Source organism: Noviherbaspirillum aerium (assembly GCF_008929045.1).
Classification (GTDB): domain Bacteria; phylum Pseudomonadota; class Gammaproteobacteria; order Burkholderiales; family Burkholderiaceae_D; genus Noviherbaspirillum; species Noviherbaspirillum aerium.
The window spans coordinates 21,128-45,098 of record NZ_VFAH01000028.1; the positions used below are offsets into that span (position 1 = coordinate 21,128).

At 57.9% G+C, this 23,971-nt stretch carries 20 protein-coding genes; 12 read left to right on the plus strand and 8 right to left on the minus strand.

Going from position 1 to position 23,971, the window contains the following annotated elements:
• Positions 1–4: 4 nt before the first annotated feature.
• Positions 5–1,534, minus strand: coding sequence for an amidase (locus FH061_RS25630; RefSeq protein ID WP_192805258.1), 1,530 nt, complete (start codon positions 1,532–1,534; stop codon positions 5–7).
• A gap of 409 nt (positions 1,535–1,943) precedes the next feature.
• Positions 1,944–3,026 (minus strand): porin, encoded by a 1,083-nt coding sequence (locus FH061_RS25635; protein WP_151638676.1) that lies wholly within the window; start codon positions 3,024–3,026, stop codon positions 1,944–1,946.
• 698 nt (positions 3,027–3,724) lie between these two features.
• On the opposite strand from FH061_RS25635, the gene FH061_RS25640 reads away from it, so the two are divergent.
• From FH061_RS25640 to FH061_RS25685, 10 genes are all read left to right on the plus strand, one after another.
• Positions 3,725–4,891: a PP2C family protein-serine/threonine phosphatase gene (locus tag FH061_RS25640; protein WP_192805259.1), complete on the plus strand. Its 1,167-nt coding sequence runs from the start codon at positions 3,725–3,727 to the stop codon at positions 4,889–4,891.
• An 81-nt stretch (positions 4,892–4,972) separates the two neighbouring features.
• Positions 4,973–6,703: a SpoIIE family protein phosphatase gene (locus FH061_RS25645; RefSeq protein WP_151638678.1), complete on the plus strand. Its 1,731-nt coding sequence runs from the start codon at positions 4,973–4,975 to the stop codon at positions 6,701–6,703.
• Positions 6,704–6,732: 29 nt separating this feature from the next.
• Complete coding sequence (locus FH061_RS25650; RefSeq protein ID WP_151638679.1) at positions 6,733–7,698, plus strand: hypothetical protein; 966 nt, start codon at positions 6,733–6,735, stop codon at positions 7,696–7,698.
• A gap of 99 nt (positions 7,699–7,797) precedes the next feature.
• Positions 7,798–8,136 (plus strand): STAS domain-containing protein, encoded by a 339-nt coding sequence (locus FH061_RS25655; protein ID WP_151638680.1) that lies wholly within the window; start codon positions 7,798–7,800, stop codon positions 8,134–8,136.
• Between the two features lie 19 nt (positions 8,137–8,155).
• Positions 8,156–9,313 (plus strand): sugar phosphate nucleotidyltransferase, encoded by a 1,158-nt coding sequence (locus FH061_RS25660; protein WP_225984893.1) that lies wholly within the window; start codon positions 8,156–8,158, stop codon positions 9,311–9,313.
• Between the two features lie 22 nt (positions 9,314–9,335).
• On the plus strand, positions 9,336–9,833 hold the full coding sequence (locus FH061_RS25665; RefSeq protein ID WP_192805260.1) for an ATP-binding protein: 498 nt from the start codon (positions 9,336–9,338) through the stop codon (positions 9,831–9,833).
• A gap of 243 nt (positions 9,834–10,076) precedes the next feature.
• Entirely contained in the window at positions 10,077–11,915 is a 1,839-nt protein-coding gene (locus tag FH061_RS25670; protein ID WP_151638683.1) for a glycosyltransferase, read from the plus strand.
• Positions 11,912–13,276 (plus strand): DUF3131 domain-containing protein, encoded by a 1,365-nt coding sequence (locus FH061_RS25675; protein WP_151638684.1) that lies wholly within the window; start codon positions 11,912–11,914, stop codon positions 13,274–13,276. The genes FH061_RS25670 and FH061_RS25675 overlap by 4 nt, the downstream gene beginning before the upstream one ends.
• Positions 13,273–14,694 carry a DUF3131 domain-containing protein gene (locus FH061_RS25680; RefSeq protein WP_151638685.1) on the plus strand — a complete coding sequence of 474 codons (1,422 nt, stop codon included), beginning with the start codon at positions 13,273–13,275 and terminating at the stop codon, positions 14,692–14,694. Before FH061_RS25675 ends, FH061_RS25680 begins: the two co-directional genes overlap by 4 nt.
• The gene (locus FH061_RS25685) at positions 14,688–16,094 is read left to right on the plus strand and encodes a DUF3131 domain-containing protein (protein ID WP_151638686.1); all 1,407 of its coding nucleotides are present in this window, start codon (positions 14,688–14,690) and stop codon (positions 16,092–16,094) included. The genes FH061_RS25680 and FH061_RS25685 overlap by 7 nt, the downstream gene beginning before the upstream one ends.
• Positions 16,095–16,161: 67 nt before the next feature.
• Here FH061_RS25685 and FH061_RS25690 read toward each other — a convergent pair whose 3' ends face one another.
• The 6 genes from FH061_RS25690 to FH061_RS25715 form a co-directional block, all read right to left on the minus strand.
• On the minus strand, positions 16,162–16,887 hold the full coding sequence (locus tag FH061_RS25690; protein ID WP_151638687.1) for a family 16 glycosylhydrolase: 726 nt from the start codon (positions 16,885–16,887) through the stop codon (positions 16,162–16,164).
• Between the two features lie 206 nt (positions 16,888–17,093).
• Positions 17,094–18,323 carry an OpgC domain-containing protein gene (gene opgC / locus FH061_RS25695; RefSeq protein WP_151638688.1) on the minus strand — a complete coding sequence of 410 codons (1,230 nt, stop codon included), beginning with the start codon at positions 18,321–18,323 and terminating at the stop codon, positions 17,094–17,096.
• Positions 18,324–19,249: 926 nt separating this feature from the next.
• On the minus strand, positions 19,250–20,353 hold the full coding sequence (locus FH061_RS25700) for a TIGR01777 family oxidoreductase (RefSeq protein ID WP_151638689.1): 1,104 nt from the start codon (positions 20,351–20,353) through the stop codon (positions 19,250–19,252).
• Positions 20,354–20,474: 121 nt separating this feature from the next.
• Positions 20,475–20,864 carry a thiol-disulfide oxidoreductase DCC family protein gene (locus FH061_RS25705; RefSeq protein ID WP_404822513.1) on the minus strand — a complete coding sequence of 130 codons (390 nt, stop codon included), beginning with the start codon at positions 20,862–20,864 and terminating at the stop codon, positions 20,475–20,477.
• A 59-nt stretch (positions 20,865–20,923) separates the two neighbouring features.
• Entirely contained in the window at positions 20,924–21,466 is a 543-nt protein-coding gene (locus tag FH061_RS25710; protein ID WP_151638690.1) for a GbsR/MarR family transcriptional regulator, read from the minus strand.
• Positions 21,467–21,710: 244 nt separating this feature from the next.
• Positions 21,711–22,199, minus strand: a complete 489-nt coding sequence (locus FH061_RS25715; protein WP_192805261.1) for a DUF3293 domain-containing protein — start codon at positions 22,197–22,199, stop codon at positions 21,711–21,713.
• A 172-nt stretch (positions 22,200–22,371) separates the two neighbouring features.
• On the opposite strand from FH061_RS25715, the gene FH061_RS25720 reads away from it, so the two are divergent.
• Together FH061_RS25720 and FH061_RS25725 are read left to right on the plus strand one after the other, a co-directional pair.
• On the plus strand, positions 22,372–22,686 hold the full coding sequence (locus tag FH061_RS25720) for an EthD family reductase (RefSeq protein WP_151638692.1): 315 nt from the start codon (positions 22,372–22,374) through the stop codon (positions 22,684–22,686).
• Between the two features lie 483 nt (positions 22,687–23,169).
• A complete protein-coding gene (locus FH061_RS25725; protein WP_151638693.1) occupies positions 23,170–23,862 on the plus strand; it encodes a hypothetical protein in 693 nt (230 codons plus the stop codon).
• Positions 23,863–23,971 lie beyond the last annotated feature (109 nt).

A 23,971-nucleotide genomic window follows, 5' to 3' on the forward strand; every position in this document is an offset into this window, starting at 1 on the left:
ACCTTCAGACTGCGGAAGCGCCTTCCTGCGCCGCATGGTTGCCGCCTCCGCTGCCTGATGGAGGATCGGTGACGATGCTTGTAAGGTCGACGCGGGTGCGCTTGAGTTTTTCAATATCGGGGCGCGGTCTGCGCAATCCGGCATCGGCGGCAAAGGCACGTTCCAGCGAAGACGCGCATGCCAGCAGATGGGCGTCGCGCCGGAATCCGCCGACCACCTGCAGGCCGAACGGCATGCCCTTGTGATCCAGTCCGCAAGGCAATGATAGCGCGGGGTTGGTAGCCAGGGTCACCACATAGGTGAGGGAAAGCCAGCGGTAATAGTTTTCCAGCGCAACGCCATTGACCTCCTTCAGATAAAGGTTGGTCCACGGGAAGGGCGAGACCGGCGTGGTCGGTGACAGGATCAGGTCGTAGCTGTCGAACAGTGCCTGGAATCGGCGGAACAGGCGCGTCTGTTCGGCGCTGGCCCAAGCCGTGTCGACCAGGCTCATTGCGGCACCCATCTCATAGTTGGCACGGGTGTTCGGTCCCAGCGACGATGGATCGCGCTTGTACGCGGCTTCAAAGCCGGCGACAAAGCTCTCCGCGCGCAGCACGTCGAAGCAGCGATGCGCATCGCCCAGCTCCGGCTGAATCTGCTCGCAGGACTTGAACAGGCCACGCAGCGAGGCGATTTTTTCGCGAAACAGCTTGCGAATGCCATCATCCACTTCGCAGAGTCCGAAATCTTCGGTATATCCGACGCGCAGCGTGGAGAGGTCGATCTCTTCCAGCGCGGCGAATGCATCAGCCGAAGCGGGATAACTCAGGGGATCGCTGACATCGAGCCCGACGCAGGCACGCATCTGCAGCACGACGTCTTCCATGCTGCGGCCCATCGGTCCGACAACCGAGATCGGCGTCCAGCCCAGCAGTTTTCGCTGGCTGGGGAGCAAACCGGGTGACGGCCGAAAGCCGACCACGCCGCACTTGGCGGCAGGAATGCGCAGCGAGCCGCCGGTATCGGAGCCGCTGCACAGCGGCAGCAGGTCGGCTGCCAGCGCGGCGGCGGAACCGCCCGATGAGCCGCCGGCATTCAGTTCGGGATTGAACGGGTTGCCGGTTGCGCCCCATACCGTATTGCGGGTGTTCGCGCCGGCACCCATCTCGGGCACATTGGTCTTGCCGACCACGATGGCGCCGGCCGCCCGCAGGCGGGCAACCAGCGCATTGTCGCGGGCCGGCACGTTGGCCCGATAGATCGCGGAACCGTAAGTGGTGAGCAGATCTTCGGTTTCTTCCAGATCCTTGATGCCGATCGGCAGACCCTGCAGCAGTTTCAGCGGCTGACCTGACAGCACCGCTTTTTCCGCCTGCAGCGCTTCACGGCGCGCGCGTTCAAAGCATGTGGCTGTAACGGCATTGATATGCGGGTTGATTTCCTCGATGCGGGCGATGCATGCTTCAAGCAATTCAACGGGCGATATCTCCTTGGTGCCGATCAGGCGGCGCAGGGTGACTGCGCTCTGTTCAACAATATTTTTCTCGATCATTTATTGCCTCTCAGGGAATAGGCGCGGCGCCTTCTTCTACGCAGCATGAAAGGAATGATATGTCTCGCCGCCCCTTGCCACCAGCATATTGTTTAGAAGCTTCCTTTGCCGAATCGGCATGGGTTGCCGGAGTTGAATGATGTGATGAAAAGTTGCCTTGTTGTCGCTGGCGATGCGGTCTCGGGAATGAGCGTAGTGGGGCGCGATATGGGAGATATTGCCGGAATCTTCGATTTTCCAGCAGAGGGGGCATTATTGCATTCAGACGCTTCTGACCAGTTGAATACCTGATGGCAGTCCGGATGTTTCATTGATCGTTCAATGGCAAAAAGGCACCCGAAGGTGCCTTTTTGCTTGTTGCCTGCTACTGGTTAGTACAGCTGATAAGGGGCATGCCCTTCAACCAGAATTAGAACAGGTGACGGATGCCTGCGTTGAAGATGTTTGCCTTCACGTCCGCAGCGCCGGCTGCTTCAGTACGCTGCCATGCTGCCGAGGTGTACAGGTTGGTACGCTTGGACAGCGGATGGGTATAGCCCAGAGCGATCTGGTCGGACTGAACGTCGACATTCCTCACGTCAGCGCGGATCCACGAAGCCATGATGTTGCCCGGGCCGACCGGAACAGTTGTGCCGAGCAGGTAGGTGCGGCTTTCAAATCGCGCTGCGCCTGCATCGATTTCGTTGTCCTGGAAGCCGGCGTGCAGCTTGGCAACGCCGAAGTTGTATGTGCCGCCGAGCAGATAGGACTCTTGATCAACGCCGCCAGCTGTAGCGCGTGCGGTGTGATAAGTCGCCACTGCAGCGATCGGGCCGTTTGCATAGGTTGCGGAAGCGGCGATCTGGCGACCGTTCGGGAAGGCGGTCGACTGTTCGCCGAAGCCATACTGCAGCGCGCCGGTGAAGCCGCCGAAGTTGTTGGTCTGGTAGACGATGGAGTTGTCTACGCGGATATCAGCCGGAGTTGCGCCGATCGGCAGAGCGCTTGCAGTCGGAGCTGCTGCCAGGGGCAATACGCTGCCGGCGAAGAAGTACGGCAGGCCGGCAAAACCGAGTCCTGCGGAGCCGACGATGGCATTCTCGGTGTTGCCTGCGAGGTTGGTCGCAAACGGATCAAACACGTTGAGTGCGTCGTGGTTCAGCGAGTACTGGCGGCCGAGCTTGACGGTACCGAAGCCCTTGCTGGACAGGCCGACAAATGCCTGGCGGCCGAACAGACGTCCGCCCTGACCGAGCGCGCCTGTATCGATGTTGTAGCCGTTTTCGAGAGTGAAGATTGCAGACAGACCGCCGCCCAGGTCTTCAGTACCGCGGAAGCCGAGACGGCTGCCGTTTTGCTGACCGCTGGACAGAGCCCAGATCGGCTCAGTGCGGTTGGTGTCTGTGCGGGAGATACCGACGTCGGCGACACCGTAGATGGTCACGCTGGTCTGTGCGGACGCTGCACCGGCGACTGCGCCGAGAACTGCCAAAGCGAGAAGCGATTTTTTCATTTTTCAATCCCAAGTAGGTTGTTTTTGTGCTGGAAATCCGGCAGCGGAATCTGATTCCGCATTACCGTTGCGTTGCGATAGAGCTCGAAAAGTAAGCCGTGCAAATGTAGTAATTTCCAAGACAAGAGCATACATTGCTTGCAAATTGCAAGCGACTGTTTTTCATAAGTTTTTCGCATTTTTACAACACATTTTTATTATTTTTCTTTCGTACGAACGTTCTTTTCGACTCTGGCCAGTAGCCGATGAAAGGATTTGTATTGCCGATTCAAGATCGCAAGCCTTCCGAAGTTCCTCATGGCAGCGCGACAGATTTCAGTTTGCTAGAACTTCCCATAATTGTTGTCGAATGATTGTGATGCCTGCCTTTCTTATTTGCCTAATGTTGAAAGTGATGTGATGGCCAATGGACTGAAACTCTTTCCGTAGCTTAAGCGCCATTTACCTCCCGGCAAGCAATTCATTCAATTTCCATGGGCTTTCAAGCCCCGTTTCAAACCTTTCTTATTGTAGGCAAGAAAAACTTTAAATTAATTAGCAAACTACTGTCTCTTCTTGTATCTTCGTCGGTGAATAAATAGCCGACCGCAGCGAAATATATGCTTTCAACGAACCATCTCCCGGGTAATTTTCAAGAAAACATTGCGTTTGTTTCCCCGAGCCGAGCTGAACAAGCGTTATTGGCTCCAGAACCAGGTTTGCGTACACGTGTACTCCTTATCGACGATCAAGTCATCGTGGCGCATGCAGTTCGGCAAATAACAAAAGGGCAGAGCGACATAGAATTCCGTGCGGTCCAGCATGCGGACCAGGCGCTGGATGCGGCATTGCAATGGCAACCGACAGTCATTTTGCAGGATCTGGTGATGCCCGATGCCGACGGATTTGAGCTCGTGCGCCGCTTCCGCGAGCATCCTCGAACGCGTGCCATACCCATCGTCGTACTGTCCACCAAAGAAGACCCGGAAATCAAGGCCAAGGCGTTTGCCGACGGTGCCAACGATTACCTCATCAAGCTGCCGGCGCAGGCTGAAATGCTGGCGCGCCTGCGCTACCACTCCGCGGCCTATGTGCATCATTTGCAGCGCGATGCGGCTTATACCCAGTTAAGCCGCGAGCTGAACATGGCCAGGAAGATGCTGCTTGGCCTGCTGCCCGAACCGGGCAATATCGGTCCGGTCCATTTCGACTGGTTCTTCCAGGCATCGAGTTATGTCAGCGGTGACTGCTTTGATTACTTCCCGATTGACAAGCGCTACCTGTGCTTTTATGTCGTGGATGTTTCCGGACACGGTGTGTCGGCGGCGATGCTGGCATTCAACGCCCAGCATCAGATTCGCGCATCCGACCGCCAGGCAGCGGCAATGATCGAAAGGTATGGAAGCATCGGATCCGCAGCCGCAGCGATGGTCACCGATTTCAACAACCGCTTCATGCAAATGCGTGAAACCAGCCTTTACCTCACCATGGTCTACGGCATACTCGACCAGCATACGGGAGAAGTGGCGCTGGTACAGGCGGGACATCCGCCTGCCTTGCTGATGCCGAAGGAAGGACCGCCGTTGCCGATCGGTGACGGCAGCCTGCCGATTGGTTTCGTCAGCAATACGCGATATGAAAGCCATTCCCTGCAACTGGAGCCGGGCGCAAGGCTTTATCTGTATTCGGACGGCGTTACGGATTGCCACAGCCTGCATGAAGAAACATACGGTGTCTCCCGCCTGGAACAACTGCTTGATCGAACCCGCGCCATGCCTCTCAAGGAAGTGGGGCGCCAGTTGGATCTTGCCTTGCGCGGCTGGCAAGGCGGCACCGACAGTTTCGCCGATGATGTTACCTTTCTGGCAATCGAGTACCGGCCTTGAAATATCAAGCTGCAATACTTGCCGCATGAGGAACCTGAGCCTGCCGCTCGAGCCAAAATAAAAACGACTCTCTCTGCTTACATGATTGCCGCTCCGACACCTCCCGACGATGCACAGCGCGTGGAAAATCTCGACAGCTATCTGCTCCTGGATACACCATTCGAGGCCGTATTTGATGAAATCGCTTCGCTGGCCGCGAAAATTTGCGGCGTTCCCTATGCGCTGATCACGCTGGTCGCGAAAGACCGGCAGTGGTTCAAGGCCGCGCACGGCTTGAAGAATCTCAGGGAAACGCCGCGCGACATCAGTTTCTGCGGACACGCCATCCTGCAGGAAACCGTATTTCATGTGCCGGATGCGCTCGAAGATGAGCGCTTCCGTGATAACCCCTTGGTTACCGGAGAATTGTCGATCCGGGTCTATGCCGGCATGCCGCTGACCAGCGAGGAAGGCTACAAGCTCGGTACGCTTTGCGTATTGTCGGACCGTCCGGCCCAACTGAACGACTGGCAGCTCGAATCCCTCAAGCAATTATCGACGGTCCTGTCCGCCCTGCTCAAGGCGAGAAAACGGGAGGCACGCCTTGCCTTGCTTGGCCAGGTACTCAATCAGCTCGATGACGAGGTGCTGCTGGTGGACGGTCGTTCCATGGAATGCATCTATGCAAACGCGGCTGCCTGTGCGACGCATGATTGCAGCGACAGAAACCTGGCAGGCCGCAAGCTTGCGGATCTGGTGCAGACGGAGCTGCCACACGAAAAGGAAAGGCTGCTTGAAACCTTCCGTACCGGGCAGCGCGACAGGGCATTGCTGGCCCAGCGACGCAAAGGTGCCGCAGGTGAAGAACGCCACCTGGAATTGCGCATGCAAAGGCTGACTCAGAACGGCTTGCAGGTCATCGTTGCCATCGGCCATGATGTCTCCGAACAGAAAAGGCTGGAGCAGGCCAGAGCCGAACTGCATGACGATCTGGAAAAACGCAACCTGGAACTGTCGCGCGCCTATGCAAAGCTGAGCGAGGAAATGGCAATTGCCAGAGAGATGCAGCAGCGTTTCCTGCCTGCACCGAGGCGCATCGACAGCGTGCGCTTCGACTGGCTGTTCCGTGCCTCGGGTTATCTCGGTGGCGACATCTTTGATTATTTTCCGCTGGGCGAACGCCATCTCTGCTTTTATGTGATCGATGTATCCGGCCACGGTGTGTCGGCGGCCCTGCTGGCTTTTTACGCGCAGCGGCAGATGGGTTCCAGCCGCCAGGACATGCTGCATCTGCTGCATGCGGCGCGCGGAGATATCGGCGCGGTTGCGCCCAAGGTGGTCCAGGATTTCAATCGACGGTTCGCGTCGATGACGGAGTCAGGCCTATATCTCACCATGGTATTCGGCATCCTCGACTGCGAGACGGGCGAGGCGGCCCTGGTACAGGCAGGCCATCCGCCGGCGCTGGTTTGCAGGTCCGGCTCCGCCGTCGTCGAAGCGGTCGGCAATGGCGGCTTGCCTATTGGCATTCTGGATCATGCCGACTATGAATCCCATCTGTTGCGTCTGACGCCAGGCACGCGTCTTTACCTGTATTCGGATGGCGTCCCCGACTGCGAGAATGTTGACGATGAAGTGTTCGGCCAGGATCGCATGGAACGCGTTCTGGCACAGACGCGCGACCGGCCTCTGCAGGAAGTACGGGAAGCGATCGACCAGGCGCTGAAGATCTGGCGCGGCGGTGAAGACGGCTACAAGGACGACATTACTTTCCTGAGCATTGAATTCGAAACAAACCGGCAGCGTCTCTCTGGAGCGAGGTTGGCGAATTGAAGGTTCAGCTGAGTTTCCGAATTCAAGGCATGACCATCCATGCAGGCAACGGATGGCGTGTTTCCGCAGCGGCCTTGCTATGCGGCATGGCATTGGGGGCACAGGCATTGGCGGCACAGGCATCGGACTGGAATAAACCGGCTTTACCGGCTCCCGGTACGTCGGAGCCGGCAGCAACAGGCAGCACGGCGACGGTAGCCGCATCGGCATCGGCCGCCAAAGAGTCCGACGAAACCGAGGCTTCTAACAGTCCCCATCCCTTGCGCCTGCGGCTCGGCTTTGATTATCCGTTGCGCACCAGCGCCGGTGGCGATCTCGGCGCTGGCACGCAAGGCCCGCCGGCGGTCTCGCCGACGTTGCAGGCGGAACTGCGCTACAACCCGGCAAGCTACTGGTTCGGCAGCATTACCTTCTACCGCTATCTGATGGGCGACCGCCAGCGGCCGTGGAATCCGGACTTCACCTATGCCTTCGGCTATGACGACTGGCATCCGAACACCTTCAGTCTGGTTTATGGCAATTACTCGGGCAACCGGTTGCGCCCGGAAGAGACGGAGACCGTCAGCCGTTTCCGCCAAGGCGTCTGGTCCCTCGGTTACAAGTTCGAGATGCCGGAAATTCTTGATCCGCTGTTCAAGGTGGCGGACGATCATCAGGTCAACTGCAGTATCAATGCCAACCTGACGCAGCGCTATACCGATCTTGCCACCCTTTCACTGAAGAAAAACAAGCGTACGGTCTCGCTGGGCTGCCGTTACACCCTGCCTAACAGTCTGTATGCGAATGCGACGGTCTTCTATTATCCTGATCGTACGCAGCAGCAGCCCTGGGACCCGGACTTTACCTACGGTTTCGGATATTTTGACTGGCGGCCGGGCACGGTCACCATTCAGTACAACAACTATGCAGGCAACCGCTATCCCGGGCGTGACACGCCGGGGCAAGGTGGTTTCCGACGTGGCAGCGTTTCCATTTCCTGGTCGGCAAGCTGGTAAGGGGAAAGCTGGACAGGCAAACTTCTAGTTAAAGACATGGTCAATCGGAGGAGGACTCCCTGTATGTCGCAAATCCTTAAAAATTAAAATGGAGAAAACATGGAATTAATCGAAGTCAGCAGGGAACGTGACGTGGCCATCATCAAGCCGCAGCTCAAGCGCATCGATGCATCGGTAGCCCTGTCCTTCAAGGAAGCGGTGCTCAAGGTGGTCGAATCCGGTGAAAAGGCTGTGGTGCTTGACCTGGAGATGGTGCAGTTCATGGATTCGAGCGGCCTCGGCGCCATCGTCTCGGTGCTCAAGGCGCTGGGTACCAGAGGGCTGCTGGCGGTATGCAATGTGAAGGGTGCGGTGCTCAGCCTGTTCAAGCTGACCCGGATGGACAAGGTATTCGTCATCGCGGATACGCCGTCCGACGCGATTGACAGGCTGAGCTGAGGAGATCGGCGTGAAAGCAATGATATTGGCTGCGGGTAAAGGCACGCGCGTGCGTCCTCTTACCAACGTGATGCCCAAGCCCATGATCCCGCTGGTGCGCAAGCCGGTGATGGAATCCATCATCGAGCATCTCGCAGGCCACGGCTTCGACCAGATTTTCATCAACACCAGCTACCTGTCCTCGGCCATCGAAAACTACTTTCGCGACGGCGAGCGGCTGGGTGTGCAAATCGCCTATTCCTATGAAGGCCAGCTGGAGAACGGACAGTTCGTTGACCATCCGGTCGGCTCGGCCGGCGGCATGCGCAAGATCCAGGATTTCTGCGGTTTCTTCGACAGCACCTTTGCCGTGCTGTGTGGCGATGCGCTGATCGATGTCGATCTCGGCGCAGTGCTGGAATTCCATCGCAGCCGCGGCGCGGTGGCCACCATCGTTACCAAGACCGTGCCGCTGGAAGAAGTCAGCAAGTACGGCGTGGTGGTCACCGATGGCGATGGCCGGGTGAAGAGTTTCCAGGAAAAGCCGAAGGCCGAGCAAGCCCTGTCAACCAATGCCAATACCGGCATCTATATTTTCGAACCGTCGGTATTCGATCACATTCCATCCGGACAGGAATACGATATCGGCGGCCAGCTGTTTCCCTCGCTGATACAGAAAGGCGCGCCGGTCTGCGCGGTGGCGCAACCGTTTCAGTGGGTGGACATCGGCTCGGTGACCGACTTCTGGCATGCTACCCGCCTTGCGCTGAGCGGCCAGGTGCGCGGCTACCGCTTGCCTGGCGTCGAGATCCGGCCCGGCGTGCGCGTCGGCCTCGGCATCCGCGCCGACTGGTCCAAGGTGCAAATCAGCGGACCGGTCTACATCGGCAGCGGCACATCGATCGGCGACGGCGCCGTGATCGAGGGTCCGACGGTGATCGGCTCGAACTGCGTCATCGAAGCCGGCGCGCAGGTACGGGCAAGCATCATTGGCGACTATACCCGCGTGGCCTCGGTGGCATCGCTGAGCGACCGCATTGTTTTCGCCGGCAAGCTGATCGATCCCCATGGCGATGTGGTCGACATCGCAGACGCCGATATCGGCTGGCTGCTCGACGATGCGCGCAAAGGCCTGGCCCAGGACGAGACGCATGACATGCTGCGTGAGATCGTGCAGCAGCGCCAGCCTGCGCGATGAGCGAACGATGACGACTTCCGCCATGACAACGACTCCAGACTCAGGCCAGCCGTCCGCGATGACCCGCAGGATCGAGTTCAACGTGCCTGCGCGCCTGGAGGAAGTGCGTCCCATTGCCGAGTCCCTGCGTGCCTTCATGGCGGATGGCGTTCCGCAGGAAGCCCAGGACGCTATCGAACTTGGCATCGTTGAAGCAATGACTAACGTGGTGGCGCATGGCTATACGGGAATGCATCCGGCGGCGCTGGAACTGCGCTTCGAGCAGTCATCCAATGCCGCCATTGCGGAATTGCTCGACACTGGAAAGCCGATTCCGCGGGAAAACCTGGAACGGGACAGTTCGGTGCCATTCGAATTCGATCCTGACAATGTCGCTGCTTTACCCGAACACGGAATGGGTCTTGCGCTGATCAGGCTGTCGTTCGATGCGGTGCAATACCAGTCCGTCGACGGCGTCAACCGGTTGACGATGGCGAAGCGATTCGAAACCGACAAGCTTGGGGAGGAGGTCGATCCCTAGAGCTTATTAAGCGTACCGCAAAGGCCTCCGAGGTTACGTTGGAACCGGCCGGCTGCAAGTCGTGACGAGACGACAGTAACGAGTTGGGAGAAGGAATCGCAACGCGGCAGATAGCCCGTTATGGCGGCGTCCAGAGCTCTTGCGGCATGCATAGCCGGCTCTCGCCGTCACGACAGGCAGGACCAGGAATGGCGGGAGCATTCAACATGGTTATCAACTCATCAGCAAAGGTAGGAGTATCGCTTGGCATTTTATTTCAGCAAATTCGAGCACCGCAGGCCGCCGCCGCCATTGCCGCATTCGCCGGCCATCGAGATGATCTGGCAGTTCCTTGTGGTGGTCGCACTCATCCTCGGCGCCAACTATATCCGCTGGCGCTGGACCGAATCCCTGAACTTCGATGCCTTGTGGTTCGCCATACCGCTGGCGCTGGCCGAGACGCTTGCCTATATCGGCCTGGTGCTGTTTGCGATCAACCTGTGGCGGGTGCGGGACTATCCGCGCCGTCCTCCTCCGCGCACCATCGGCGAATGCGCCGACACCCACGGCGACGAAGACCGTCCGATCTCGGTGGATATCTTCATTACCACCTACAGTGAAGAGGAAGAACTGGTGCGGCTGTCGATCCGCGACGCCAAGGCGGTGCGCTATCCGCATCCGATCGACCTGCGGGTGCATGTGCTCGACGACGGACGTCGTCCGCTGATGCGCCAGGTGGCTGAAGAAGAGGGCGTCAATTACATCACCCGCTCCAGCAATATCGGTTTCAAGGCCGGCAATCTGCGCAATGCGATGGAGCACACCAGCGGCGACTTCATCGTCATCTGCGATGCCGACACCCGGCCGTTCCCCACCTTCCTAGAACACACGCTCGGCTATTTTCGCGACGTCGACGTCGCCTGGGTGCAGACGCCTCAATGGTTCTACGATATTCCGGAAGGCGAAAGCCTGCCGCAGTACTGGGGGCGCAAGGCCGGCCGCGTCGGACGCTGGCTTGGCGCGGGGGTGCAGCGCCTGGTCGGACCGGTGCGCCTCGGCGAAGACCCGTTCGTCAGCGATGCCCAGATGTTCTATGACGTCATCCAGCGTCGGCGCAACTGGGCCAATGCTGCATTCTGCTGCGGTGCCGGATCCATTCACCGCAGGGAGGCCGTGATGCAGGCGGCGCTGCGCGCCTATGCGCTGAAGGTCGACAAGGAAGTGGAGAAATACGCGTCCGAGATCAAGGATCCCGGTCTGCGCGACGACTTCAGCGGCGCCATGCGCACCCAGGTGGCGCTGGAAACCGAGTTCACGCCGTACAAGTTCCATGTCTCGGAAGACATCTACACTTCCATCGTGCTGCACAATGATGTCGCCCGGCGCTGGAAGTCGGTGCTGCATCCGGAAGTGGAATCGAAGATGCTGTCGCCGCAGGACTTGCTGTCCTGGATGATCCAGCGTTTCAAATATGCCGGTGGCACGCTCGATATCTGCTTCCGCGACAATCCGCTGTTCCAGGGCAAGATGAGCTGGGCGCAACGCGCCATGTACCTGTCGACCTTCTGGTCCTACTTCGGCTGCATCTGGAACGTCGTCTTCATTGCCGCGCCCATCATCTACCTGTTCACCGGCGTACCGCCGCTGTCGGCGTATTCCAACGCCTTCTACCTGCATTCGCTGCCCTTCCTGCTTGCCACCGAGCTGGCATTCATGTTCGGCATGTGGGGCGTCAGGTCATGGGAGGGCAAGGCATCCTATCTGTCATTCTTCTCAATCAATTTCCGCGCGCTGTGGACTGTGCTCAAGGGAGAAAAGATCAAGTTTCCGGTCACGCCGAAGGAAAGGCAGGAAGGCAATTTCCTGCATCTCGTGATTCCGCAGATGGCAGTCGTCGCGCTGACGGTTGCGGGGATCGTGTATGGCGCTTACCGGGTATTCGGCCTCGGACAATCGAATGAGCTGCAGAGTCTCGTGGTCAATGCCGCATGGGGCTTGAACAATATCCTGGTCATGCTGCCGATGATCAGGGCAGCGCAATGGAAGCCGCCGGAAGAGGATATCTCCGATGCGGCCGCAACCGAGACAACGAGGATGGCATGAACAAGGAAAATCTTTTGCGCGCGCGCAGCAATATCGTCTTCATCCTCGCCTTGGCGGTGGGTTTCGCACTCGTCATGTGGATCGAGAAACATAGCGTTCCGTCGCAGGCAGCCAATGCGTCTGAGCCCGGCGCGCAAGCTTCCGCGGGAGGGCAGGCGCAAATTCGCTACAGCGGCGATGTGCCGCCGCTGGCGGAGCCAAGGGCGCTTAGCGAGCAGGAACGCGAATGGGCGCGCATCGCCTGGAAATACTTCGACAACAATACCGACCCGAAAACCGGCATGGTGAATTCCGTCGACAAGTACCAGGCCGCCACCATGTGGGACACCGGCTCCACCCTGCTGGCGCTGGTATCGGCGCATCGCCTCGAACTGCTGAATGAAAAGGAATTCGATGCGCGCATGGAAAACATCCTGGAGTCGCTGGCCGGCATGCCCCTGTATGACGGCCTGCTGCCGAACAAGTCGTACAGTACCGCCACGCTGGAGATGGTCGACTATGCGGGCAAGCCGGCGGCGCAGGGCATCGGCTGGTCGGCCATCGATATCGGCCGCATGCTGGTGCCGCTGAGCATCGTGGCCTGGAATTATCCGCGCCATACCGAAGCGGCGAGGCGCGTTGTCAGCCGCTGGCAGCTGGCGCGCATGACGCGCGACGGCATGCTGGTCGGCATGCACCAGAACGACGGCGGCAAGCTGGAGCTGCTGCAGGAAGGCCGTCTCGGCTACGAACAGTACGCGGCCAAGGCGGCCGCGCTGCTCGGCACCGATGCCACCGAGGCGCTCGACTACAAGGCGCAGCTCGGCTTCGCCGATGTGTACGGCATCGCGGTGCCGCACGACCGGCGCGATGCGCAAGCCACGGGCGGACACAATTACGTGCTCAGCGAACCGTATCTGCTCGACGGTCTTGAATTCGGCGGCGACCGCATCTCGCGTGAATTCGCGTGGCGCGTGTACCGTGCCCAGGAAGAGCGTTTCCGGCAGACCGGGAAGCTGACCGCGGTCACCGAAGACCATGTCGACCAGGCACCTTATTTCGTCTACAACACCGTGTTCAGTAACGGCAAGGCCTGGAACACATTGACGGAGAAGGGCGAAGACGCAAGCCGGCTGCGCAGCCTGAGCGTCAAGGCGGCTTTCGGCTGGCATGCGCTGTACCGCAATGACTATACCGGCAAGCTGACGCAGGAAGTCGGCACGCTGTTCGATCCGCAGCGTGGCTGGTATGCCGGCAAGTATGAAGAAGACGGCGCGGCCAACAAGGCCATTACCGCCAATACCAACGCCGTGGTGCTGGAAAGCCTGGCCTATATCGCGGGAGGCCGGCTGCTCGGTCATGCAAAGGGAGAAAAACCATGAGGCGATCCGGCATCGCAGTTTGTCTCACCGGGCTGCTGCTCTGCGCGCACGGGCCAACGATGGCTGCCGGCTGCATTGGCGGCGAGCTGCCGGCAACGCGCTATGTCCAGCGCAGCGGTCCGCTCAACGAGGCGGAAATGAACATGGCCCGCATCGCCTGGAAGTATTTTGAAAACAACCTGCAGCCGGAATCGGGCCTGGTGAACGCGGTCGACGGCTATCCATCGACCACCATGTGGGATACCGCCTCCTATCTGGCCGCGATCGTCGCCGCGCATGAACTCGGCATCATCGAGCGCAGGCAGGCGGGCGAGCGAATCAGTGCGGTGATCAACACCTTCAACAAGTTGGCTTTCTTCCGCGACGAATTGCCCAACAAGGTGTATCACACCAAGACGATGGAAAAATCCGACTATGCCAACAAGCCGGGCGAGATCGGCTATTCCGCGATCGACCTCGGTCGGCTGCTGATCTGGCTGAAAATCGTCAAGGAACGCTATCCGGAGCAGGCCGACCCGATCGACCGCTTCGTGCTGCGCTGGAAGTTCGACCGCATCGTCGACCGCAGCGGCATCCTGTACGGCTCGCGCCTGAATGAAAAGAAACAGGTCGAGTATGTGCAGGAGGGCCGCCTGGGTTACGAGGAATATGCGGCCAAGGGCTTCGAGCTGTGGGGCATCTCCACCGACATGGCATCGCAGCCCGAGCCGTATGAATTCGTGAATACGCATTGCGTGGATGTGCCCTTCGACTCGCGTGATCCGCGCAAGACTTACCAGCACAATTACGTGGTGTCCGAGAGCTATGTGCTTGACGGCATGGAATTCAACTGGGACCTGCCGCTCGACCGCGACACCAACGACCGCCGCCACAGCCATGGATGGATGCGTGATTTCGCGCAGCGCGTCTACCAGGCGCAGGAAAACCGTCATCGCGATACCGGCATCATCACCGCCCGTTCCGAGCATCAGCTCGACCAGGAACCGTACTTCGTCTACGACACCGTATACTCCGACGGCTTTACCTGGAACACCATCACCGATACCGGCAAGCATGTGCCGCAATTTGCCGCAATCTCGCTCAAGGCTGCGCTCGGCATGTGGGTGATGTGGAAATCGGACTATACCGACCTCTTGTTCAATACCATTGCCAAGACCCATGATCCCGCAAAAGGGTATTACGAGGGCATTCTGGAAAACGGCAAGGGACCCATCAAGACCTTCACCGCGAACAACAACGGCATCATGCTGGAAGCCTTGCTGTACAAGGCCAAAGGCAAGCTGCTCAAGTGGAGCGGCCGCAAGAGCGGCCTGTGGGAAAAGACCGTCGGCGATGCCTACGGCGACAAGGTCCGTACGCGCTTCAACATCCGCCGTAACGACACGGCATCTTGCGGCGGCGGAGCAGGGGCATGCTGAGGCGGCGCGCGTTGAGTGCCGCCTGCGCGCTGGCGGTCGGAGTGTTCATGACCGGATGCGGCGTAGTCTCGGGTCAGTTCGCCAAGGCAAAGGATGCGGCTCTGCATGAGGGAAGCCACGGCCGTTATGGCCGGCTGACAGCCCAGGAACTGCAATGGGCCAAGGTGGCATGGCGCTATTTCGAGAACAACACCAATCCCGATAACGGACTGGTCAACTCCTTCGACCGCTATCCCACCTTCTCGATGTGGCATGTCGCCGATTACATGGCGGCGCTCGCCGCGGCGCATGACTTCGGGCTGATCGACACGCGGGAATTCGACTCGCGCATGTCCCGGCTGCTGAAGTTTCTCAATACCATGGATCTGTCCGAAGGCAGTGTTCCCAACAAGCTGTACAACTCGCTGACCGGAAAAATGGTCAGCTATGCGAACCAGCCAGCCGACATTGGCTGGTCGGCTGTCGAAACGGGTCGTCTGCTGACCTGGATGAAGATCATCGGCAACCGTTATCCGCAATACCAGGAATATTTCGACAAGGCGGTACTGCGCTGGAATTTCTGCCAGGTGATCGACAATTGCGGCGCCATGTTCGGCACCTCCCGTGAAAATGGCCAGCGCAACCGCTACCGCGAAGGCCGGCTGGGCTATGAACAGATCGGAGCGGCAGGCTTTGCCGCCTGGGGCTTCGACGCGACACGCATCTGGGCGGAGCCGCAGATCGAGAGCGTCACCATACTCGGCGTGCGCGTGCCGTATGACGCACGCGACCCGCGCACCACCGGCGCGCCGAGCAGCGCACTTACCATGCCCCATGTGCTGATGGGCATGGAACTCGGCTGGCGCTATCCGGGAACCGGGATGGCGGGGACACAGGACTATCGGGACATGGCCAACCGCATTTACCGTGCGCAGGAAGCACGCTTCCGGAAGGAGGGCGTGCTGACCGCACGCAGCGATTACCAGATGCGCGAGCCTCCTTATGCGGTGACCGACGGCGTATTCGTCTCCGGCTATCCATGGAATACGGTGGGCAGCGACGGCAAGGAATATGAGAAGCTTGCGCTGGTATCGACGCGCGCCGCATTCGGCATGTGGGTCATGTGGCCGGGGGACTATACCGACCGCTTGATGCAGGCGGTCCAGCCGCTGCATCATCCGGAGCGTGGCTGGTTCGAAGGCCGGCTGGAGCACAGCGGCGCGGCGCTGGAAACCTTGTCCCTCTCCACCAATGCGATGGTGCTCGAAACCTTGCTGTTCAAGGTCAGGGGCACGCTGCTGCCGGAGAAAACGAGAAGCGGCTACTTTGCGCGCAAGCTCGACGACCCGTTTGCCCGTCCCAACCAGTGCCTACCCTCGGAGCGGCCGATGTGCGCGGCGATTCTGGTACCGGCGCGCTAATGAGTCTCATGCTCGTCCCATGGCAACTCATGCCATGAGAGCGGCATGTGATGAGGCGGGATCGGAATTATTTACCAATCCAGACAGAGCTGTACTCCGCCTTGCCGCTGCTGCCGTCGTAATAGCCGGGGAAGTAGAGCGCCGTGTCGAGATTGTCGCCGTACCAGGCGTTCATCATCAGCTTCATCGGCATGGCGAGATCTACTTGTTCACGGCGTAACTCTATCCATTCCCCGGCATCGTTCATCACATGCCAGGTGATCGCATCCGGCTGCCAGACAAAGCTGTACTTGCGGCTGCGCTGATAGGGGTCGATGCCCAGCGCGTTCAAATCGATGTCGCGCGGATACTGCGTACCGGCGATCCAGAAATTGGTATGCAGCAGCGAGGTTCCGCCGATGAATTCAATATCGATTTCATGATGCGACGCGGTGCGGGATACGCCGTCGTAGAGAAAGAACGAGCTGACGGTGCCGCGAACATTGGATGGCTTCATGTCCACCACGAAGCTGCCGTATTGCCAGTATTGCTTCGTGCGTACTTCTGCGCACTTGCCTGAATTGCCGGAAAAGCTCAGACGCAGCACGCCCTTGCTCTTTGAAACATCCTGGTTGGAGAAGGTGCAGCCGAATGGATGTCCGTTGACCCAGGTAGCGATATCCCATGCGCTGCCAAGGCCGCCCTTGCCGCTGAAATCGTCATAAAACACTTGTGTGGACTGCGCAAACACGCCAGCTCCCGCTGTCAGCCCCAGCGTGCATGCCAGGGCCGCAATTTTTTGTTTGACGGTCATCTCGTTTCTCTTGCTGCCAGTGGAAGAGGCTGGCAATCAAGCGACGCATCAGATATCGAGGATGCATGAGTGCGCCGTCATTATTGCCGCAAGGAAACAATACCATGAGAAGACATGCTGCAAGATAAAAAACAGTTATTGGAATTGAAGAGACTTGCAAGAATTGCATCCAATTGTGGCAATACGTCCACAGGGATTGTTATTTGCTAACGCGGAATCCAGCGGAAAAGAAAGCGGGTTTTTACCATGGCCCAGCATGTCAGCAGCATGCCGGCGTGGATGGCGGTGTTGATCCAGACATTCTGCATGCCCGGCAACGGCGTATTGGAGATCAGAAGGATCAGATAGATGTGCACGAAGAAAACGTACATCGATTCCTGCCCGAACGGAATGAACAGCCATCCTAGCCAACGTTTGATCGGTCTCCAGGCGGCGGTCAGCAGTGCGAACACGCTGATCAGCAATACCAGGTTGTTCAGCAGGCGGCCCGGACCGAGATTGTATTTGAGGAAAAAGGCCTGATACCAGCGCATAAAGATATCCGGCGGGATGAAGGATGCAACCGCCCAGTCCGGCAGGGTATCAAGCGGATGGTTCAGCGAAAAGGCTGCGAACAGGATGGACAGGACGACGCAGGTCGCCAGCAGCGCTTGTCCGGCACCTGTGCGGAAAAACTGCAGGATGCGTTGCTTGTGATAGCCGGCGACGATGCCATGCACGAAGATCAGCTGCCATGCCAGCAGTGGAAACGCATATTCGAACTGCGCGCCGGTGACGGGCAGCGCGGCGGTCCCGGGCTCAGATTCCAGTGCAAGGTAATTGATCAGATAGACCGCCCAGCTGAGGACAAGCAAGGAGCCGGTCCTGCCACGATGGATAGCGGAAAAAATCAGCGGGGTGAGCAGGAACAGCACCACGTAGAGTCCGACGACCTGAAACTGGTCAGGCACGGCTTTCAGCAGCAGGACCTCGAAGAACGTCAGCGCGCTGTTTTCGACCGGAGGGTAAAGTTCATGACGATGGCCGCTGACCGGGTCGATGAAGCTTGTCAGGGCAGAGGTATCAAGTCCGGGGACCAGCCGCAGCAGTGCAACTGATCCGGCCACGATGATAGCAAGCTTGTAGAGTGTCCACGCCCTTTGAAACAGCTTGATGCTGCAGGGTCCAAGTCCTTCGCTCTTGAGCTTCTTGCCATAGACGGCGCCGGTGACGACGCCGGCGAGAATGATGAAGGTTTCCGCGGACGATACAACGCCGATGCGCTCCCATGCAACGAGGGCGAACCAGGATTGATAGCGGAAATGCGTCGTAAACAGGAGTACAAAAACAAGGCCGCGCATGAAGTCGATGCGCAGATCGCGCGTTGCGCCAGTTTCGATGTAACGCCAGGAATCATGAATGGAATGAAGCGGCAAGGCGGCGGCGTTTGCACTCAAGAAATTTCCCCTGGTTTTTTCTGGTTCAAGTATGACATTGCCATGACTGGCATCTGCATTAACAAGACCATGTCCAGGGAAAATGATTCCTGCCGGTGAGCCCAGTGGCTGATTCGCCTTAGCTTTCCTCTCCTGGCGCGGCACGTGCGGGATGAATTGAGACCGGGGATTCAAAACAAGTGTGCCGTGGATTTCCGCCAGGGAATCGCTGCTCCAGCTGCTACGAAGGCGGATGTCGAACGCTGGTAATCATGCCGGTCAGTAGGTTGATGGCAGTCTGATGGCAGTCGCCTGACGGGCGGAATGGTCTTCCGCATTCGGCCTGTTATCTCTGCAGATCCAAGAGTGGGAACGTCCGCTCGGAAAACTGGTAACCGTGCAGGTTTTGGTGGAAGGGCGGACGCCGTTCGTTATTATCTGAGTGGAGACTGTGATGCAGTCATCCTTTTCACTTACCGAAACTTCCAGCACACGATTGGAAGACAAAGGTATTTGCTGGTTAAGCATAAATTTTTCCGGTTTGTTGATGCGATAGGAAATTGCTGTTCGACATGTATCGGTGGGAGCGGAAGGCGTTGAACTCTGACCCTGCCGGTGCAGACTCCGGAATTACGGCCCGGAGCGACTTGGCCGATATTCGCCTTCCTGCTGACGGGGATAAAGATAGATTTCGCCGGTCAGATCGTATTTGACGTTTCGCAAATTGCCATCGGTGATTCCGGATGAACTTTTCGATGGGTACGAAGGTGATACCGATCTCACGTCACTTCATGCAGGATGAGCCTGGGTGAGCCTGTTAAATCCCTCGACTGGCAAGGCCGAGGTGGCAGATCAGGAATCCATAGCGAGGCTATGGCCCCCAAGATGCTGGACCGCACGACTGCGGCGCTGCGCATCATGCTGTCTGGCGCACAGTGTGAACAAGCTTACCTGAGGCTTTCCAATGCGCCTGCCAGCTCAGGATGAAGGAATACAAATCCTTCGCGTTGCAGCCGGCGCGGAACGACTCGTTGGCCTTCCAGCAGCAAGTCGGCTTGCTTACCCAAGACGAGCCGCAGAGGCCATCCCGGTGTCGGGAAAAAGCTAGGGCGTTTCCAGATGCGTGCCGCAGTCTTACTGAACGTCTGTTGGGTGACGCACTCCGGAGCAGTGAAATTGGTGACTCCATAAGTGTGCGGCGTAACCTGTACGTTTGCGTCCTGTTCCCGTCTTGCCTGTGTCCAGACATGAGCAATCCCGCGCAGGACATCTTCCACATGGATCCACGATAGCCATTGCCGGCCGCTTGCCAGCTTGCCGCCGACACCAAGCAAAATCGGCAGCATCATCATCGGCAGTGCTCCCTGCGTGCCGAGCACCAGGCCGAAACGCATGCATTCCACCCTGACGCCATGCTCGATGGCACCGCTCGCCGCCGCCTCCCATTGCCTGCACAAGTCAGACATGAACATGGGTTGCGGTGGTGCCGTTTCATCCAGCATGGTCTGGTCGCCGATCTTTTGGATGCCATAGTAGCCAATCGCCGACGCCGACAACAGAAGTGATGGCTTGCATGTCGCACGTGCGATCCAGTCCACGACGCTTTGCGTCAACCCGACGCGGCTTTGCAGCAACACCTTCTTGCGCTTGCTGCTCCACCGCGGGCCGAGGATGCGGGCGCCGGCAAGGTTGATGATGACGTCGATATGAAAGGACGCGGCGAGATCGTTCATGGATTCAATACACCGCACTTTGCCGTCGAAGAGCCTTGCGGCCTCTTTCTGACGCCGTGTCAGGGCAACGACAGTATGTCCATCCCTGATCAGCGCGCGAACCAGTTGCTGTCCGATGAAGCCGGTCGCTCCGGTGACCAGCACTGTTTGCGTGGAGTTGCAGAAGGAAATTGGCGAGGCACTGTCGGTGTTTGAAGCGGACCGCCCCAGACGAAATGCGGCCATGGCATCCCGCATCTCGTGTTGATAACTGGTGTCGAATGCGCCAAGGCATTCCTGCGCGACCATAAGCGGCAATGCCAGAACATGCGTATTCATTGCGTGATCTCCTCGGCTGAATTTTTGACGGCTGATGTATTCCGGGTGAAGCAGGGAAAAGGTCTTGTCGTTCCGGTGCAAGCAGAAGAGTGGCGGCACCATGACGATCAGTGTGATGCTGTCAATCCATACATGATTCGGAAGAAAAGGGTTGCTTCATGAACGGGTTGCCGATACTGCAGGCATCGTCATTGCATTGCACTGGCAAACGATAGCCAAGGCGTTCGGAAATCTGGTAGCGGTGCTGCGCGAACCAGCGATAGAGGCGTGCAAGGCTCGGGCGGAGCATGTTTCTCCGCAGAGGCCATACCAACCGTCCGCGGCCGACCAGCGTATAGGCCGCCAGCATGCTGTCAATGCCGACCAGGAGCCTGCCGTCGCGCGTCCTGCTGTGCAGCTCGCGGTTAAGCGCAGGCAGGTCCACGCCCAATGGCAAGGGATCGAAGTCGGGATGCGCTATGTCGATGAATGCAAGGCGGCCGGCGCCGTTCCAATCCTTCAAGCGGCGCATTTCCCGTGCGCAGAACGGGCAATGCCCGTCGAAATACAAGGTCAGGTCCGGCAACGGCCTCATGACGGCTCCTTGTCATTCGCAGGAAGCAGGCGGGCTACCTTGCCGCCCATCTGCAGAAAGCGCTGCAGCGTTTGCGGCGACAGGCGCTGGTAGTCGCTATAGGTGGCGCTCAGCATCTCGAGGAAATCCAGCACCGTCTGCATGCGCTCGAGGACGGACGCATCGAGTTCCGAATCCTGCGTACCTTCGATTGCGCATTCGCGCAGAACCGTCAGCGTCGGATCAATTTCACGGCGCTTACGCTCTTCGATGATCACCCGGAAAATTTCCCAGACATCCTGAAGGGCGATGAAATGGTCGCGCCGATCACCAAGAACGTGAGTAATCCGGACCAACTTCCAGCTCTGCAGTTCTTTGAGGCTATTGCTCACATTGGAGCGCGCCACTCCCAGAGTCTCGACAATGTCATCCGCAGTCAGAGGCTGTTGCGAGAGATACAAAAGAGCATGGATCTGCGCAACCGTACGGTTGACCCCCCAGCGAGTACCCATTTCCCCCCAATGCAGGACGAACTTCTGTGCAGTGGCGCTGAGCTTCATGAGATTCCTTTAATTTCTGTATTTACAGAAATTAAAGTCCATACAGAAGAAAAAGTCAACAGACTTGTGTTTTTGTCAAATCCCAGTGGGATTCGTAACGACTTTTCTACCACTTCCCGATGAGGTTTATGTCGCGCGCTATCGGCATTTGGAAAAAGATCGATGTGGATCAGCGTAAGATGCTGCCGCCTAGGAACGCGGATACGATCCGCAGTTTTCGATCACTCCGCTTGGCTTTTTATGTTCACCCAGCCGAAGCCTGACGCCATCCCCGTTGCCGCATCAGTGGATGCACCATTAACTCCGGCGCGCCAGACTGGTTGCACCATAGCAAAGCTTGCTGGTCGAATTCGGTCAAGAGTGCCTCTGCCTGCGCGCCACTGATATTCAAGACAAGAAAAGCTTCGTCTGACGGATCGCTATTGACGTCGCTTCTGCGCTCAGCCGGAAGCGCTGCGAGTTTGAGCTTCTTGATGGCCGCGGACAGCGCCATGTGACGAGCTTTGTTTTTCGTTGCCGGAAGCTTTTGTCCCGCAGGGTTATAAGCCGTTACTATGGCCGCAGTCGCGGCGTTATGCGCCTTAAGCAATTGTGTCAGTTCATAGTTGCGTGTGCCGGCTTGCAAATTCAGCCGACGCGGTGAATGCACGGTAAACAATGCTGCACGGCAAGCAGCGCGTTGCTGCGCCGACAATTCGGCACGGTCGATAGAATGTGTGTTGGAGGCCTTCATGAGGGTCATCAGACAAGGTGGGCAAGCGTGACGGCGAGGAATGATCGCATCATCCATTGTACTGTACAAGCATACAGTATTCAGCCGTAGTGGTGCAGGCAAAATTCTTGCGCAAGGTTTATTCATGATGCATGATTGCCAATTCTTTTCACAATACCTGCATGGAGCGGCCATGATTAAAGTCAGCGTAATGTATCCCTATACCTCCGGTGCTCGATTCGACCACGAGTATTACCGCGATAAGCACATGCCGATGGTTAAGCGGCTGATGGGCGATAGCTGCCTGAACTACACGGTGGACAAAGGTCTTTCGGGCGGAGCGCCGGATAGCCCTGCACCGTATGTGGCAATGTGCCATATCTTCAGCGAGTCGCTGGAAGCGTTCCAGACAGGCTTCGGCCCGCATGCCAAGGAAATCCTCGCTGACATCGCCAACTACACCGACATCACGCCAGTTCGTCAGATCAGTGAAGTCGTTGTCGGTTGAAGCGCGGCCTTCCGAAGCCATGCCGCTAGGCGCATTCTGCAGGCTTATCTTTCTGATAGAGAGTGATATGCCAGGCGCTTTAGCGATGCCGAACGCAAAATGCGCGTTTGCATGAGTGCTAGGTATCCGGTTTTCACCGCAAAAGCCCGAACCAAGCCTTAGGGCCTGTTCACACTGGATTCGGAGGATACGAACCTTCCAGACAGGCGCAATAGGTGTCGCATGGCGGCGTTACAAGGGGACGCCGAGTCCTCCTTGCCGTAGCACCAGTGGACACGCGTGTAGTCAGGCCCCTTGCTTCCGGCAAGCTTAAGCTGATTCTTAACAAATGCGATCAAGCTTGATAACGAATCAGACAATGACTGCGATCAGTGTCGCATTGCGATAACTCGAGTCGCAGCAAGAGCCTCATAAAATTCTCTGTTTGGTGCATGAACCATTTGAGCTGGACAACACCTAACGGCTCTCATAGAGGCGTGGACCATGGAATTCAGCAAATCCGACATTAAGAAATTAACATCAGCATTAGACATCCAGCGATATCGACGCACCCGGCAGCGTAAATTCCCGCAAACCGAATATGTAACCCTCGTTGACAAATTCTTCGCCAACAAACCCGTCACACTGACGGAAATGAATGAGATTTGCGCAACTGAAGCTACCCGTTGGGCTTATATTCAATCTCTTCTGCAAATCTTCCCTGCACATGCTGCGTTGGCACTCGAAGGCTCCTGGAACGGTGAAACCATCGCCAACGGGATGATGCTTGCGCATGCGTTCACCAAGGCGACCGTCTTTTTACCGATCGATGATTTCATTTATGGATTCGCCAACATAATGCGCCATGCGGACGAAGGCGGCGTCTCGTTTTTGGAAGTGGCACAGTCAGCGGTAAAGGCGAAGGACCTTGACGACAAGTGTTATGAAATTTTCACCGGATGGATCGGCGATGCTATCGGCTCCAGGGAAGGCACCCTGGATCTGGCCATGCATACCGCCGGCGAAAGATTTTTCGCGCTAGGCACCGCACTGGGCGAACGTGTCACAACAAGCAATGCGGCCAGAGACGATGCTGCGTGCATCGATTTCGTTAAGGAGTTACTGCTCGGCGATCGAGATATTCAGCTAACGCGGAAGAAGAACCGCGACATATCCGGTGCCGGTATTAGCGTTTAATACATCAGTGTGCAAGGTGTGACTGCTTGCCCACTGACGCAGCGCGTTATGTGATTGCGTCCACTCCATGCAAGTCAGTGGAAAAATTAGCAGAAACACCCGAAAGCCA